Here is a 14590-nt window from a genome sequence, read left to right on the forward strand (position 1 = left end):
GGCCCTTCGCTACATGCGCTCGGGCGCGTCGACGCCCAGCAACTGCAGGCCGTTGCGCAGCACCTGGCCAGTCGCGTCGTTGAGCCACAGGCGCGTGCGGTGCACGTCCTGGACGGGCTCGTCGCCGAGCGGGATCACGCGGCAGTTGTCGTACCAGCGGTGGTAGAGGCCCGCGAGCTCCTCCAGGTAGCGCGCGACGCGGTGCGGCTCGCGCACCTCGGCGGCGAACCCCACGATGCGCGGGAACTCCTGCAGCGCGCCCAGCAGCGCCGACTCGGTCTCGTGGTCGAGCAGCTCGGGCGCGAACGCGTCGCGCGTGACGCCGGAGCCTTCCGCGTTGCGGGCCACGTTGTGGGTGCGCGCGTGCGCGTACTGCACGTAGAACACCGGGTTGTCGTTCGTGCGCTTGCGCAGCAGCTCGGGGTCGAGCGTCAGCGGCGAGTCGGCCGGATACCGCGCGAGCGAGTAGCGCAGAGCGTCGGTGCCGAGCCATTCGCGCAGGTCGTCCATCTCGATGATGTTGCCCGCGCGCTTGGAGAGCCTGGCGCCGTTGACCGACACGAGCTGCCCGATGAGCACCTCGATGTCCTTCTGCGGGTCGTCGCCCGCCGCGCCGGCGAGCGCCTTGAGCCGGTGCACGTAGCCGTGGTGGTCGGCGCCGAGCAGGTAGATCTTGTGGTGGAAGCCGCGGTCGCCCTTGTCGAGGTAGTACGCGGCGTCGGCGGCGAAGTAGGTGTACTCGCCGTTCGCGCGCCGGATGACCCTGTCTTTGTCGTCGCCGAAGTCGGTCGTGCGCACCCACACGGCGCCGTCCTGATCGAACACGTGGCCCTGGACGCGCAGGCGCTCGACCGCCTCGTCGACCAGGCTCGGTCCGTCGTCTGCGCCCTTCGCGTGCAGCACCCGCTCCGAGAACCAGACGTCGAAGTTCACGTTGAACTTGAGAAGGGATGCCTGGATCTCGGCGAGCTGGAACTGATAGGCGAGCTCACGGGCGGTCGTCAGGAGTCCCTCGCCGTCGAGGTCGAGCAGGTTCGGCTCGGCCTCGAGCACGCGGTGTGCGAGGTCGTCGATGTACGCGCCCGCGTAGCCGTCCTCGGGGGTGGGCTCGCCCTTCGCGGCGGCCACGACCGAGCGCGCGAAGCGCTCCATCTGGGCTCCCGCGTCGTTGATGTAGAACTCGCGGGCGACGGTGGCGCCGCTGGCCAGAAGCAGGCGCGCCATCGAATCGCCCAGCGCCGCCCAGCGCGTGTGGCCGATGTGCAGCGGACCGGTCGGGTTCGCGCTCACGAACTCGACGTTGATCGTGCGGCCGCGCTGGGAGTCGTTCGTGCCGAAGGCGGCGCCGGCCTCGACGATCGTCCTGGCGAGGGCTCCGGCGGCCGCGGCATCCAGCCGGATGTTGATGAAGCCGGGCCCGGCCACCTCGACGCTCGCGATCCCGTCGACCCGCTCGAGCCCCGCGGCGAGCTCGGCTGCGAACTCACGCGGGTTCGCGCCGACGACCTTCGCGAGCTTCAGCGCGGCGTTGGACGCCCAGTCGCCGTGGTCGCGGTTCTTCGGCCGCTCCAGCGGCAGGTCGGCGACCGAGAGCCCGTCGGCCGACCCCGGTCGTCGCGCCTCCGCGGCGGGGCGGATCACGTCGAGCAGGGCGGCGGAGAGGGCTTCAGGATTCATATCCCGTCAAGTCTAGAGGGGCGCCCCCGTGCGACCGCCGGGAGCGCCCCGTCGCGCATCGCGACGCCGGGGCGACCGGGCGATTTTCGCGTCAGGCAAGCTGCACGAGTTCGACGAAGTCGTCAAGGGCCGGGTCGGCCGCCTCAGGGAGTGTCTCGAGCCCCTCGAAGGCGGCCTCCTCGGGCACGACCCACGCGTCGACCTTGAGGCGCTTGAGGCCGACGTAGCCGCCGTGGTAGCTGAGGAACGCGCAGTCCGAGGCGTCCCGCCCCGTCGCGATGCGCACGAGCGACCGCCGGTTCGCCAGGCGCGTGCCGTCGATCACATACCACGTGCCGTCGAAGTACGCCTCGGCGACGGCGTGGAAGTCCATCGGGCGAAGACCGGGCGCGAAGCACGCCGTGTAGCGGGCGGGCATGTCCATCGCGCGCAGCAGCGCGATCACGACGTGCGCGTAGTCGCGGCAGACGCCCTGGCCGGTCATGAGGGTCGTCACGGCGCTGTCGGTGCCGTGGCTGAGGCCCGGCGTGTACGTCGTGCTCGTGGCGACGAACTCCGAGACGGCGTGGATGAGGTCCTGTCCGTGCAGGCCCTTGAACTGACGACGAGCCTGCGAGAAGACCTCGTCGGACTGGCAGTAGCGGCTCGGGCGCAGGTAGGTGATCGCCTCGAGATCGCTCGTGCGACTCGTCGACATCTGACCCTCCACGGTCGCCTCGTAGCGCACCTCGACCCGCCCGGGCTCGCCCGTGAGGCGGTGCAGGCGACTGCCGGACTGGTCGACGATCTCGGTCGGCGTGTACACGCGATCACCCTGCGTGAACGTCAACGACTCGCTCACCACCGGCACCTGCTGGGCGGCGGAGATCTGGAAGATGAGGTCGACGGACGCCCCCAGATCGAGGTCCAATTGAGCGGTCACGACGCGTTGCACCGAAGTATCCTCGCACGCCGCGCAGGGCCTTCCGTGCGAGCCGGTCGAGCCCTGGCTGAGAGCCGTCCGCGAGGTGGCTGAATCGCCCCGTCCGCTATGCCCGCGGAGCGCTTCCGAGCGCCCGGCGCTGGTGCGCGCAGGCGACCGCCATGCCGCCCTCGCCCACTCCCGCGGCGACGATGCACGCCCTCGACTGCGACGCACCGCTCGCGGGCGATGTCGTCGGGCGAGAGCGGCCATTCGTGTCGCCACCGGTCGATGCGGTGGAGGGCATCCGGCGGGCGTGACGTAGCCTCTGCTCATGACGTCGTCGGAGAGGTCGCGCCCGAGACCCCGGCTGTGGCCGGTCCTCGCTCTCGGGGTGGCCGTCGTGCTCATCTGCGCACTTGCCGCGTGGCGCCCGTGGGCGGCGACGCCGCGCGTGGTCGCCGACGCCGCCGGCGAGGCCGCGCCCGCCGCGATCGCGCCCGCTCCGCTGGCGCTTCGCGACCACCCGCGGGTGCTGGTGTTCGGCGACTCGTGGGTGTACGGGTCGGCGGCATCCGTCCCGACGCTCGGGTTCGCCTACGTGATCGCGCACGAGCGCGGATGGGACGCGACCGTGGACGGCGTGCGCGGCAGCGGTTACCTCAAGCCCGGCATCGACGGACCCTCGTACCCGGAGCGCATCGCCGCGCTCGAGGCGGCGCTCGAGCCCGACCTCGTCATCATCGAGGGGTCGATCAACGATCGCAGGCAGCCCGCAGCCGGATACCGGGATGCCGTCACCAGCGCGTGGGACGCGCTGGCCGCCCTCTACCCCGGCGCCGCCTTCGTCGTGCTCGGCCCCGCACCGCAGGTGCTGCCCGTCGAGAAGGCGACCGCTCGCATCGACCGCGACCTCGCCGAACTGGCAGCCGCACGCGGCTGGTGGTACATCTCCCCGCTGCGGGAGGCGTGGATCACCGAGGCGAACTACCTCTCGGTGATCGACACGAGCCCGCTGGGCAATGACCACCCCTCGACTGCGGGGCACGCCTACCTCGCGGAACGGCTCGGCGAGGCGCTCGACGCGATCTCGGGCACGGTGGCGACCGCCGACGGAACGTCCCCTTCCGACTTCGACCGTCCGTGAGAATGATCGTGCCCCCGACAGGAATCGAACCTGCGACCTTTGGTACCGGAAACCAACGCTCTATCCCCTGAGCTACGGAGGCGTACCGGTCGAGTATATCCGTCAGGAGCGCCGCGCCCGTGCACGGCGTCGGCCGAGGCTCTCGTCCTGGCGCCCGTCACACCAGGAACAGCCCGTCCAGCCCACCCGGATTGTGCGCGTGCACGAGCACCAGGAACACGATCGCGTCGAACAGCAGGTGCACCGTCACGACGTACGCGAGCGAACGCGTCCTGACGAAGATGTAGCCCTGCATGAGCGCGAACGGGATGGTGAGCAGCGGCCCCCACGCCTGGTAGCCGAGCTCCCACAGGAACGACACGAACACGATCGTCTGCAACAGGTTCGCCTGCCAGAACGGGAAGTGCCGCAGCACGAGGGCGAACACCGTGCAGATGAAGAACAGCTCGTCCCAGATGCCGACCCCGCCGACCCCGACGAACAGGCGCGCGATGAGGTCCGCCGTGTCGACGACGGGCCAGTTCTGGTAGACGCCGGACGTGATGAAATAGAACGGCAGGATCAGCCACGCGAGCACCAGCACTCCCACCAGCCACAGCCAGTGCAAGCGCGTCCAGCGTCCGCCGCCGCGCCACGGGAAGCGGATCGCGCGATCGCGATACACCCATCGCGACACGATGTACGGCACCGCGACCGCCCCGCCCAGGGCGACCGTGAACCGCAGGATCGCCAGGTTGTCGAGCTCCGCCCTCAGCGGGATCGCGCTCACGATGAGCAGGCCCAGCGCGATGAGCGACAGGTCGCGCACGAGGCCGGGGCGACGGATGCCGCCGGCCGGGGCATCCGCTCGGTCGCCCGCCCGCTCGATCATCAGCGCGAGCACCAGGCCTGCCGCCAGCAGCGCCCAGCCGAGCCACGGGATGCGCGCCACGAAGAACGCCGGCGCGGCCAGGCACACCAGCAGCGCCGGGGCGAGCCCCCACGACCACGCGGGCCGGGGGCCGAGCACGGCCGAAAGCTGCGCGGGCACGTCAGGCCACCGCGCTCAACGCGCCCTTCGGCGGTACGCGAGGTCGCGGATGTCGCGGCCCTTCGCGGCGCCTTTGCGCTCGAACGCGGTCAGCACGCGGCCGTCGAAGCGCTCGGCCCACTCCCCCTCGAACGCTGGCTCGAAGCCGGGCGCCCCGGTCAGAACCGACCGCATCTGCTGCGCGTAGTCTTCCCAGTCGGTCGCCAGGCGCAGCATCCCGCCATCTTTCAGCGCACGCGCTGCGAGCGCGGCGAACTCCGGCGTGACAAGGCGCCGCTTGTTGTGCTTGGCCTTGTGCCACGGGTCGGGGAAGAACACCCAGAGCTCGGCGACGGATGCCTCGGGCAGCAGGTGCTCGAGCACCTCGGGCGCGTTCGCCTCGACGAGCCGCAGGTTGCGCGCCCCGGCGCGGTCGGCGTCGAGCATCGTGCGGGCAAGGCCCGCCTTGAACACCTCGATCGCGAGGAAGTCCGTGTCGGGACGGGATGCCGCGGCGTGCACGATCGCGTGGCCCTGGCCCGATCCGATCTCCACGACCAGGGGCGCCGCGCGCCGCCACACCGCTGCCGGGTCGATCTCGGCTTCGTGGTGCACGCTCGTCGAGGCGATCGCGCGCGGCACGTCGATGACGTAGTGCGGGGCAAGCTCGCTCCAGGCCCGCTCCTGCGCATCGGACATGCGGCCGCTGCGGCGCACGAACGACACCGGCTTGTCGCGGAAGGGGCGAGGCTCGGGAGCGAGGTCGGTCACGCCTCCAGGCTACGTGAGCGGCGTCGGACGGATGCCGCAGCCCGCGTGCGCCGGAGTACCCCGCCTCACGAGCGCCCCGCCTGGCTGCCCTCTGCGGCGGCGGGTCGCGGGGCGGAGCATCCACCACCGCCTTCACGCGGTGACGAAGTCGATGAGCTCCTCGACGCGGCCCAGGAGAGCCGGCTCGATGTCGCGATAGGTCTTCACCGACGCGAGGATCCGCTGCCACGCGCGGGCGAGGTCGGCCTGGTCGCGGGCGGGCCAGCCCAGGGCGCGGCACACGCCGGTCTTGTAGTCGATGCCGCGCGGGACGTCCGGCCAGCGCTCGATGCCCACCGCACGCGGGGTGACGCACTGCCACACGTCGATGTAGGGGTGGCCGACGATCTTCAGATGGCGCCCGTGCGGCCCGCGCAGGATCGCCTGGGCGATGCGCGCCTCCTTCGACCCGGGCACGAGGTGGTCCACGAGCACTCCGTAGCGGCGCTGCGCCGACGGCGGCTCGTCGTCGAGCATCGTCGCGAGCAGGTCCACCCCCTGCAGGTACTCGACGACGACCCCCTCGACCCGCAGATCATCGCCCCAGATGCGCTCGACGAGCTCGGCGTCGTGGCGGCCCTCGACGAGGATCCGGCTCGCGCGCGCGACGCGAGCCCGCGCATCGCCGACGGCGAACGACCCCGACGCGGTGCGCGAGGGGCCCTGCGGCGCGCGCGGAGCGGGGCGCTCGAGAACGACGTCCTCGCCGTCGATGAGAAACCCCGCCCCGAGCGGGAACAGGCGGCGGCGCCCGCGGCGGTCCTCGAGCTCGACGTTGCCGCCCGCGACGCCCACCACGGCGCCGCACCAGCCGTCTCCGGCGACCTCCACCACCAGATCGGGCTCGGCCGCGACGCGCGGCACGGCCTTGCGGGCGCGCTCGCGCCAACCGGCGGCGAGCACATCGGCTCCATAGCGGTCGTGTTCCATCGTCTCCTCCGAGTCGCACAGGCTACCGGGTGCGGGCCGCAGCAGGCGGATGCCGCGCGGGCGGCGGCATCCGTTCCTGCGGCACCAGTCACGAACTACCGCGCCCCGCCCGGGGTCAATAGACTCGCGAAGTGGCGGGGTTCCGCAGCGACAAAGGGGGTTCGATGCGCGCGCGATGGGCGACGGTGCTCGCGGTGGCGGCAGGCCTGATGATGGCCACGGGCGGATCAGGCGCGGCATCGGCGACGGATCCCGTCCCGCTCGGCAGCGGCCACGTGGTCGACCAGGTGGGAGCCCTCGGCGGCCGTACCGGCGAGGTCGAGCAGCGCCTCGGTGAGCTGTACGACCAGTCCCGCCTCGACCTGTACGTGGTGTTCGTCGACGAGTTCACGAACCCCTCCGACCGCATCCAGTGGGCCGACCAGGTGGCGCTCGACAACGGGCTCGGCAGCACGCAGTACCTGCTGGCGGTGGCCACCGAATCGCGCCAGTACTACATCTCGGCCGACTCGTCGGGGCCGATCACCGACGAGCAGGTGGGCGCGATCGAGCAGTCGATCGTTCCGCAGCTGCGCGAGGGCGACTACGCCGGCGCCGTGCTCACCGCCGCCGACGGGTTCCAGACCGCGGCGGGCGGCGGGCTGCCCGGCGCCGCCGACTCCGGCGGAGGAGGCTGGCTCACGGGAATCCTGATCCTCGTGGTCGTGGCCCTCGCGATCGCGCTGGTCGTGTGGCTGATCATGCGCGCGCGCCGCAAGAAGAAGACCGCGGCAGCGGGGGGTCCCGCGCCCGCCGGCGTCGAGGCCCTCCCGACCGAAGAGCTCGAGCGCCAGGCGTCCTCCGCCCTCGTCGAGATGGACGACGCGGTGCGCACGAGCGAGCAGGAGCTGGGCTTCGCGAGGGCGCAGTTCGGCGATGCCGCGACCGTCGAGTTCGCCCAGGCGCTCGAGGTCGCCAAGGCCAACCTGACCCAGGCCTTCACGCTCAAGCAGAAGCTCGACGACGGCGAGGAAGACACCGAGGAGGAGGTCCGCGCGTGGAACGCGCAGATCCTCGAGCTGTGCACCCAGGCCAGCGACGGCCTCGACGAGAAGGCCGAGGCGTTCGACGAACTGCGCAAGCTCGAGCAGAACGCACCCGAGGCGCTCGAACGCGTGCAGGAGTCGCGGGCGCGGGCTGCGGCATCCGTCGACTCGGCCGCCGCGACCCTCGCCGGCCTCGCCACCGCGTACGCGCCCGAGGCGCTCTCGACCATCGCCGACAACCCCGACCAGGCGCGGGCGCGCATCGCGTTCGCCGACGAGCAGCTCGCCGTCGCGCAGGCCGCGATCGGCGCGGGTCAGGGCGGGCAGGCGGCCGTGAGCATTCGGGCCGCCGAGGAGTCCGTCGCCCAGGCCGCGCTGCTGCAGGAGGCGATCGGCAAGGTCGGCGCCGACCTCGCCGCAGCCGAGCAGAATGCAGGCGCGCTGGTGGCCGAGCTCGAGTCCGACATCGCCGCGGCGTCGGCCCTGCCCGACCCCGACGGGCGGATCGCGGGGGCCATCGCGGCAACGCGGCAGCAGGTCGACGCCGCCCGCGCCCAGCTCGCCGGCCCCGCGAAGCGACCGACCGCGACGCTGCAGGCGCTCGAGTCCGCGAACGCGACGATCGACGGCATCGTGCAGGGGGCGAGGGATGCCGCTGCCCAACAGCAGCGCAGCCGCCAGATGCTCGACCAGGTCATGATGCAGGCGCAGGCGCAGGTCTCGGCCGCCGAGGACTACGTCACCGCGCGGCGCGGCGCGGTCGGCGCCGAGGCGCGCACGCGGCTGGCCGAGGCGGGCGCGTCGCTCGTGCGCGCACAGGGGCTCGCGGCATCCGACCCGGCACAGGCGCTGCAGTACGCCCAGCGCGCCGACCAGCTCGCCGGGCAGGCGATCCGCGCCGCCCAGCAGGACGTCGGGTCGTTCTCGGACGCGGGCGCGGGCGGCATGTTCGGCCCGGCCGGCGGGTCGGGCGGATCGGGCGGCTCGGGCATGGGCGGGATGCTCGGGGCCGTGCTCGGCGGCATCGTCATCAACTCGATGCTCGGCGGAGGCGGCGGGCGTTCGTCGGGCGGATTGGGCGGCGGGCTCGGAGGCCTCGGCAGCGTCCTCGGCTCGGGCGGAGGAGGAGGCCGCAGCGGCGGCGTGCGGCCCGGCAGCTTCGGCGGCGGCGGTACCCGCGGTCGCCGGGGAGGTGGTCGCTTCTAGACCGCCTCGATCTGCCCCGACGGGCACCTCACTCTTCGTGACATCCAAGGAAAGGAATCCCCATGGCAAAGCAGTCCATCTTCGGTCGCATCTCGACGCTGATGAAGGCGAACATCAACGCCCTCCTCGACCAGGCCGAGGACCCGCAGAAGATGATCGATCAGCTCGTGCGCGACTACACGAACAGCATCGTCGACGCCGAGGCCGCGATCGCCGAGACGATCGGCAACCTGCGCCTGCTCGAGCGCGACCACCAGGAAGACGTGCAGGCCGCCGCGGAGTGGGGCAACAAGGCCCTCGCCGCGTCGCGCAAGGCCGACGAGCTGCGTGCGGCCGGAAGCACCGCGGATGCCGACAAGTTCGACAACCTCGCCAAGATCGCGCTGCAGCGCCAGATCAGCGAGGAGGGTCAGGCCAAGGCCGTCGAGCCCACGATCGCGTCGCAGACCGAGGTCGTGGGCAAGCTCAAGGACGGCCTCAACGGCATGAAGCAGAAGCTGGAGCAGCTCAAGGCCAAGCGCTCCGAGCTGGTCGCGCGCGCCAAGACGGCCGAGGCGCAGAACAAGGTCGCCGACGCGGTCAAGTCGATCGACGTGCTCGACCCGACGAGCGACCTCGGCCGCTTCGAAGACAAGATCCGCCGCCAGGAGGCGCTCGCGCAGGGCAAGCAGGAGCTTGCCGCCTCGAGCCTGGACGCCCAGTTCAACGAGCTCGACGACGTCGGCGAGCTCACCGAGGTCGAGGCCCGGCTCGCCGCCCTCAAGGCCGGCGGCACGCCGCAGCAGGCGATCGGCATCTGACCGCCGCCCGCGCCCGGGCGAGGGGCGCCGGACCCGCCGGGTTCGGCGCCCCTCGCGTTCGCCGGTGCGCGGCATCCATCGTCGAGTACGTGGTGTCTCGCCGAGACCGCACGCTGCCGACGTCGACAGCGTGGTGCCTCGGCGAGAAACCGCGCATTCGACATGCGAGCACGGGCGACGGATGCCGCGGACCGGCGCGGTGCGCGAAGATGTCAGGATGACCCGCTACCTCGTCGTGCCCCAGTGGCAGGGAAGCCCCTCGTCACGGGCGATGCAGCTCATCGACGGCGCCCGCGCGATCGCCGGCGATCTGCCGCGACCCCGCACCACGATCCTCGAGATCCCCATGGAGGCCGGCGAATCGCAGGGCAGCGGCATCCATCGCCTCAGCACCCTGCAGCGCGTGCGCGGCCTCATCGAGGAGGCCCTCGCCGAGCACACCGAGCCCGTGCTCACCGTCGGAGGCGATTGCGGCATCGCGCTGGCCCCGATCGCCCATGCCGCCCGCGGTCATGACAACCTCGCCGTCGTGTGGGTCGACGCGCACCCCGACTTCAACACCCCCGAGACCTCGCCGTCGGGCGCCTTCTCGGGCATGGTGCTGCGCGCCGCGCTCGGCGAGGGCGTGCCCGGGCTGTCGCTGGAGGAGGGGACGCTCTCGGCAGAGCGGGTCGTGCTCGTCGCGACCCGCTCGTACGACGATCCCGAACTCGAGGCGGTCCGGGCCCGCGGCGTCGCCGTCGTCACCGCCGACGCGATGGCCGACCCGCAGGCGCTCGCGGCGGCGGTGCGCGCCACGGGCGCCACCGCGGTGTACCTGCACGTCGACGTCGACGCGCTCGACCCCGCCGAACTCGCCGGCAACGCGCATCCCGAGCCATTCGGCGTGCGTGTGGCCGAACTCACCGCGGCGATCGCGGCGCTGCGCGCAGAGGTGCCGCTCGTGGGCGCCTCGCTCACGGGCTACTCCCCCGCGTCCGCCGAGGCCGCGACCGACGACCTCGGGGCCCTCCTGCGCATCGTCGGAGCGCTCGCGTGAGCCCGATTCCGCGCCCGCCCGAGGGATGGGAAGCCGCGGCGCGGCGCGCGGTCGAGCGCGGGCGAGCGCTCGACCGGTTGATCCCGTCGTTCCTTCTCGACTCGTCGATCAGCCGCGCCGGGTACTGGTACGGCACGACCGTCGGCTGGGTGTGGGGGTCGCTGTGGAGCACCGGCCGCATCGAGAGGCGCGAGGGCCTGTGGGTGTTCCGCGGCATGCCGCGCTGGACGTTCCCGCGCGGCGGCGTGTGCGCGGGAGGCTGCTATCTGACCGGCGACGCACCCGTCACCGACGCGGTGCTGCGGCACGAGGCCGTGCACACGCGGCAGTGGCGGCACTACGGATTCCTGATGCCGCTGCTGTACCTGCTCGCCGGGCGGGATCCGCTGCGCAACCGCTTCGAGATCGAGGCAGGGCTGGAGGACGGCAACTACGTCCCGCGTCAGCGAGCGACCCCGGCCCGCCCCACCCGCAGCACCTGACGGCCGAGCACGATCACGACCGCGAGCGGGAAGACGATCCAGAACAGGTTCGGCAGCACCGCGACCATGAGGAAGCCGACGAGGTCGCCGCGCTCGAGCGACTGGCGGGTCATCTCCAGACCGCTGGAGGCCTCGACGAGGAAGTAGATCACGGTCTTCCAGAACGTCGCCGTCGTCACGATCAGCGCGACGACCACCCCCGACCACTTGCGGGCGTGCAGCAGCGCCCACACGATGAAGACGACCTCGACGAGGTTCGCCCAGCTCTGGGCGCTGCCGAATGCGTCGAACTGCCCGTAGCGGTGGTCGAAGGTGCCGTAGAAGACATGGCCGGGCCAGAAGCCGGCGAGCGGGCCGCCCGCGTGCGACAGCGGCCCGAGCAGCACGTAGAACGCGTCGTAGGTCTGGATGATCGCCGAGACCGTCAGCCACACGAGCACCCACGTGGGCAGGCGCAGGTCGCGTGGCGCGACGGTCGTGGGGGCGGCGGGGGCGTCTGTGGGGGCAGGAGTCATGCGCGCGAGTGTAGCGACAGGCGGGCCGATGCCGCGGACCGCTGTCGCTCGACGATCAGCGCGTCGCGTTCAGCCCGTACTGCGCGGGCGTGTGCACCGTGTCGGCGTCGACGCCGTTGTGCGTGACCAGGTGGTCGAGGATGTCGGCGGTGCCGAGGTATCCGCCCAGCAGGAGGATGCGGGTGTGGTCGTCGTCGCCGCACAGCATCTCGTCGGCCCACGCGGTCACCGCGCGGGAGAGCGCCTGGCCGGGGGCGCACGCGCGGCCGCTGCCCGGGTCGCCCGTGCGCGCGGAGCGGTCGAGCCACGTGAGCACCATGCGGGCCGGCACGACGAGGTCGGCCTGCCACGAGGCATCCGGGATCTCGACGAACACACGGCCCGTCGAGCACAGCGGGAGGGTCGCCAGCAGCGTCTCGAGCTCGACGAGCGAAGACTCGTCGGCGGTGATGAGGTGCTGGGCGCGCGTGTGGCGCGACGCGCGGCACGCGGCGGCGTTGTGCTCGCCGGCGGCGCTTGCGTGCGCGGTGCTGTGAGATGCGGTGGTGGTCATGACGTTTTGACTATACCCCCGATGAAGGGTTGCCTAACCTCACTCCCGCTGAGTGAGCGCCGCGAATCCGCTCACCGCGCGACGAGCACGCGGCGCAGCTCTGCCACCTCGTCGTCCGAGAGGCCGTTCGCGCGCAGATAGTCGCCCGCCGACCCGAACCGCGCGGTGAGGTCGTCGAGAAGCCGACGCATGACCGGCGCCGGCGAGCGCGTCGCGAGATCCTCGAGGTGCCGCGCCCCGGGATGCGTCCGGCGCAGCTGCTCGACGATCCAGCGGTTGCGCCAGTCGGGAAGAAGCCCCTCGGTGCGCGCGTAGTCGGACACGATCGCGTCCTCGTCGACGCCGGCTGCGGCGAGGGTCAGCGCGACCGTCACGCCCGTGCGGTCCTTGCCGACCGTGCAGTGCACGAGCACCGGCTGGTCGGTGACGATCCCGCGCACGACGTCGACCACGCGGCCCGCGGAGTCGTCGACGAGGCGGCGGTACAGGTCGTCGAGCGAGAGGTCCTCCTCGAAGAAGGATGCGACCGACCCGGGAAACAGCGGCACGCGCTGCGTCTGGGCGGCCAGACCCGTCGGGCTCGGCGAGTGCAGCACCTCCTCGTCGTCGCGCAGGTCGATGATGCGGCGCAGCCGCAGCGCCGCGAGCGCGTCGACCCCGGGCGGATCGAGCCGGGCGAGGTTGCCGGAGCGGAACAGGATGCCGTAGCGCGAGCGCCCTGCGCCGGCGGCGAGCCCGCCCACGTCGCGCAGGTTGACCGCGCCCGGCACGACGGGGTCGGGGCGCTGCTGTGCGGCCTCTGGCGTCACCACGCCCTGCCGGCGGCGGCGTCGCGGTTCTCGCCGACCAGGTCGGCCCCCGGGGGCACGCTGTAGCGGCCGGCGATGGCGACGCGGTTGAAGGCGTTGATCGCCACGAGGATCCAGCTGAGGGCGACGTACTCCTGTTCTGTGAGGACTCCGCCGACCCGGTCGTAGACCTCGTCCGAGACACCCTCCTCGGAGATGAACGCGAACGACTCCGCCAGTTCGAGCCCCGCGCGCTCGCGGTCCGAGAACACGCCGGACTCGCGCCAGACCGGCAGCTGCGCGATCGTGTCGGCGGTGATGCCCGCCTTCACCGCGCGCTCGACGTGTACGCGCACGCAGTAGGCGCATCCGTTCAGCTGCGAGGTGTGGATCTGCACGAGCTCCTTGAGCCGATCGTCGACCCCCGCCGCGTCGGACAGTTCACCCACCGTCTTGGAGAACGCTCCGAGCGCCTGATACGTCGCAGGCGCCGAACGGGACAGGTGAACTCGCGATTCCTGGCTCATGCCTCCAGCCTATCGAGCACCCCGGTTGCCGCCTTCGGCTTCGTGACACGCCCCGACACGCTCGCTCGCGCCACGGCACAATGGCGGGGTGAGCGACGCCTTCGACGAGTTCTCCTTCCTTCCCGAGCAGGCCGCCGACGCCGGCCTCCACGTGCCGATCCCGCCGGTCGAGCGGCTGCGGCTCGACCTCGCCGACGGGCGCGTGCTGAGCGCGCTGCGGTACGGGAGCGCGCCGCCGGTCGTGACGCTCCTGCACGGCGCGGGCCTCAACGCCCACACGTGGGACACGACCGTCCTCGCGCTGGGGCTGCCCGCCCTCGCGATCGACCTGCCCGGGCACGGCGACTCGTCGTGGCGGGACGACGCCGCGTACCTGCCGCGCCTGCTGGCTGCGGACGCCGCCGCCGGGATGGATGCCTGGACCACCGCCCCGCAGGTGCTCGTCGGCCAGTCGCTCGGCGGACTCACCGCGGCGGCGGTCGCCGCGACGCGCCCCCACCTCGTGCGCACGCTGGTCGTCGTCGACATCACCCCCGGGGTCGACCCGAACGCCGGGCCCGGCCAGGTGCGGGACTTCTTCGCCGGCCCGACCGAGTGGGCGACCCGTGACGAACTCGTCGACCGCGCGCTGCGGTTCGGCCTGGGCGGCGGATCGCGGCGCCTCGCCGAGCGCGGCGTGTACCTCAACACGCGCATCCGCCCCGACGGACGCGTGGAGTGGAAGCACCACTTCGCCCATCTCGCCGCACAGTCGGCCGCGCGGGCCGGCGCCGACCGGGCCGGAGCCGCTCCCCCGCAGGCGGCCGGGGACGACGCGCTCACGCGGCTCCTGGGCGACAGCGGCTGGGAGGACCTCGCCGCCGTGCCGGCGCCGATCACCCTGATCCGCGGGTCGAGCGGGTACGTCACCGAGGCCGACGCCGAGACGTTCGCGGCGCGCGTGGCCGAAGCATCCGCCATCACCCTCGCAGGCGGGCACAATCTTCAGGAGGACGACCCGGTCGGCCTCGCGGAGCGCATCGCCGGCCTCGCGTGATCACCGCCCGGTTCCAACCGGGTAACGATTTCGCGCAGTGTGACGTTCCATCACACATCTGGAACAGGCGCTCGGCCGCAGTTCGTAGGCTAGGTCCCACATCACGAAGCCCCCTGCACGAAAGTCGCGACAAGACCCCCGCGGG

The 14590-nt window shown here is 72.3% G+C and carries 15 protein-coding genes and 1 tRNA gene; 6 read left to right on the top strand and 10 right to left on the bottom strand.

Annotated elements, in window-relative coordinates; all coding sequences use genetic code 11:
* Positions 1-9: 9 nt before the first annotated feature.
* Together argS and AB1K54_RS05200 are read right to left on the bottom strand one after the other, a co-directional pair.
* Entirely contained in the window at positions 10-1677 is a 1668-nt protein-coding gene (gene argS / locus AB1K54_RS05195; protein ID WP_371201661.1) for an arginine--tRNA ligase, read from the bottom strand.
* A gap of 91 nt (positions 1678-1768) precedes the next feature.
* Positions 1769-2611, bottom strand: coding sequence for a transglutaminase family protein (locus tag AB1K54_RS05200; protein WP_371201662.1), 843 nt, complete (start codon positions 2609-2611; stop codon positions 1769-1771).
* A gap of 301 nt (positions 2612-2912) precedes the next feature.
* On the opposite strand from AB1K54_RS05200, the gene AB1K54_RS05205 reads away from it, so the two are divergent.
* Entirely contained in the window at positions 2913-3725 is an 813-nt protein-coding gene (locus AB1K54_RS05205; RefSeq protein ID WP_371201663.1) for an SGNH/GDSL hydrolase family protein, read from the top strand.
* A 9-nt stretch (positions 3726-3734) separates the two neighbouring features.
* Here the strand turns inward: AB1K54_RS05205 and AB1K54_RS05210 are convergent.
* From AB1K54_RS05210 to AB1K54_RS05225, 4 genes are all read right to left on the bottom strand, one after another.
* Positions 3735-3807, bottom strand: a tRNA-Arg gene (locus tag AB1K54_RS05210).
* Positions 3808-3882: 75 nt separating this feature from the next.
* Complete coding sequence (locus AB1K54_RS05215) at positions 3883-4755, bottom strand: CPBP family intramembrane glutamic endopeptidase (protein WP_371201664.1); 873 nt, start codon at positions 4753-4755, stop codon at positions 3883-3885.
* Between the two features lie 15 nt (positions 4756-4770).
* The gene (gene trmB / locus AB1K54_RS05220; protein WP_371201792.1) at positions 4771-5433 is read right to left on the bottom strand and encodes a tRNA (guanosine(46)-N7)-methyltransferase TrmB; all 663 of its coding nucleotides are present in this window, start codon (positions 5431-5433) and stop codon (positions 4771-4773) included.
* 204 nt (positions 5434-5637) lie between these two features.
* Positions 5638-6474: a DUF3097 family protein gene (locus AB1K54_RS05225; protein ID WP_371201665.1), complete on the bottom strand. Its 837-nt coding sequence runs from the start codon at positions 6472-6474 to the stop codon at positions 5638-5640.
* Between the two features lie 164 nt (positions 6475-6638).
* Between AB1K54_RS05225 and AB1K54_RS05230 the strand changes: the two genes are divergently transcribed.
* The 4 genes from AB1K54_RS05230 to AB1K54_RS05245 all read left to right on the top strand — a co-directional run bounded on the left by AB1K54_RS05230 (position 6639) and on the right by AB1K54_RS05245 (position 11026).
* Positions 6639-8705, top strand: a complete 2067-nt coding sequence (locus AB1K54_RS05230; protein WP_371201666.1) for a TPM domain-containing protein — start codon at positions 6639-6641, stop codon at positions 8703-8705.
* Between the two features lie 62 nt (positions 8706-8767).
* On the top strand, positions 8768-9505 hold the full coding sequence (locus AB1K54_RS05235; RefSeq protein ID WP_371201667.1) for a PspA/IM30 family protein: 738 nt from the start codon (positions 8768-8770) through the stop codon (positions 9503-9505).
* 217 nt (positions 9506-9722) lie between these two features.
* Positions 9723-10544: an arginase family protein gene (locus AB1K54_RS05240; RefSeq protein WP_371201668.1), complete on the top strand. Its 822-nt coding sequence runs from the start codon at positions 9723-9725 to the stop codon at positions 10542-10544.
* Entirely contained in the window at positions 10541-11026 is a 486-nt protein-coding gene (locus AB1K54_RS05245; protein WP_371201669.1) for a Fe-S oxidoreductase, read from the top strand. Before AB1K54_RS05240 ends, AB1K54_RS05245 begins: the two co-directional genes overlap by 4 nt.
* Here the strand turns inward: AB1K54_RS05245 and AB1K54_RS05250 are convergent.
* From AB1K54_RS05250 to AB1K54_RS05265, 4 genes are all read right to left on the bottom strand, one after another.
* On the bottom strand, positions 10987-11541 hold the full coding sequence (locus AB1K54_RS05250; RefSeq protein WP_371201670.1) for a hypothetical protein: 555 nt from the start codon (positions 11539-11541) through the stop codon (positions 10987-10989). The two genes, AB1K54_RS05245 and AB1K54_RS05250, sit on opposite strands and share 40 nt — an antisense overlap.
* Positions 11542-11596: 55 nt before the next feature.
* Positions 11597-12094, bottom strand: coding sequence for an SIP domain-containing protein (locus AB1K54_RS05255; protein WP_371201671.1), 498 nt, complete (start codon positions 12092-12094; stop codon positions 11597-11599).
* Positions 12095-12165: 71 nt separating this feature from the next.
* Complete coding sequence (locus AB1K54_RS05260; protein ID WP_371201672.1) at positions 12166-12903, bottom strand: tyrosine-protein phosphatase; 738 nt, start codon at positions 12901-12903, stop codon at positions 12166-12168.
* Positions 12900-13409, bottom strand: a complete 510-nt coding sequence (locus tag AB1K54_RS05265) for a carboxymuconolactone decarboxylase family protein (protein WP_371201673.1) — start codon at positions 13407-13409, stop codon at positions 12900-12902. Before AB1K54_RS05265 ends, AB1K54_RS05260 begins: the two co-directional genes overlap by 4 nt.
* An 88-nt stretch (positions 13410-13497) precedes the next feature.
* On the opposite strand from AB1K54_RS05265, the gene AB1K54_RS05270 reads away from it, so the two are divergent.
* Positions 13498-14445, top strand: a complete 948-nt coding sequence (locus AB1K54_RS05270; RefSeq protein ID WP_371201674.1) for an alpha/beta fold hydrolase — start codon at positions 13498-13500, stop codon at positions 14443-14445.
* Positions 14446-14590 lie beyond the last annotated feature (145 nt).

This window comes from Microbacterium sp. BWT-B31, assembly GCF_041379855.1.
Lineage (GTDB): Bacteria > Actinomycetota > Actinomycetes > Actinomycetales > Microbacteriaceae > Microbacterium.

Excerpts from the sequence above, each read along its gene's own strand:
- argS (WP_371201661.1), bottom strand. The coding sequence starts at position 1,677 with ATGAATCCTGAAGCCCTCTCCGCCGCCCTGCTCGACGTGATCCGCCCC.
- AB1K54_RS05205 (WP_371201663.1), top strand. The coding sequence starts at position 2,913 with ATGACGTCGTCGGAGAGGTCGCGCCCGAGACCCCGGCTGTGGCCGGTC.
- trmB (WP_371201792.1), bottom strand. The coding sequence starts at position 5,433 with ATGTCCGATGCGCAGGAGCGGGCCTGGAGCGAGCTTGCCCCGCACTAC.
- AB1K54_RS05225 (WP_371201665.1), bottom strand. The coding sequence starts at position 6,474 with ATGGAACACGACCGCTATGGAGCCGATGTGCTCGCCGCCGGTTGGCGC.
- AB1K54_RS05230 (WP_371201666.1), top strand. The coding sequence starts at position 6,639 with ATGCGCGCGCGATGGGCGACGGTGCTCGCGGTGGCGGCAGGCCTGATG.
- AB1K54_RS05235 (WP_371201667.1), top strand. The coding sequence starts at position 8,768 with ATGGCAAAGCAGTCCATCTTCGGTCGCATCTCGACGCTGATGAAGGCG.
- AB1K54_RS05240 (WP_371201668.1), top strand. The coding sequence starts at position 9,723 with ATGACCCGCTACCTCGTCGTGCCCCAGTGGCAGGGAAGCCCCTCGTCA.
- AB1K54_RS05250 (WP_371201670.1), bottom strand. The coding sequence starts at position 11,541 with ATGACTCCTGCCCCCACAGACGCCCCCGCCGCCCCCACGACCGTCGCG.
- AB1K54_RS05255 (WP_371201671.1), bottom strand. The coding sequence starts at position 12,094 with ATGACCACCACCGCATCTCACAGCACCGCGCACGCAAGCGCCGCCGGC.
- AB1K54_RS05265 (WP_371201673.1), bottom strand. The coding sequence starts at position 13,409 with ATGAGCCAGGAATCGCGAGTTCACCTGTCCCGTTCGGCGCCTGCGACG.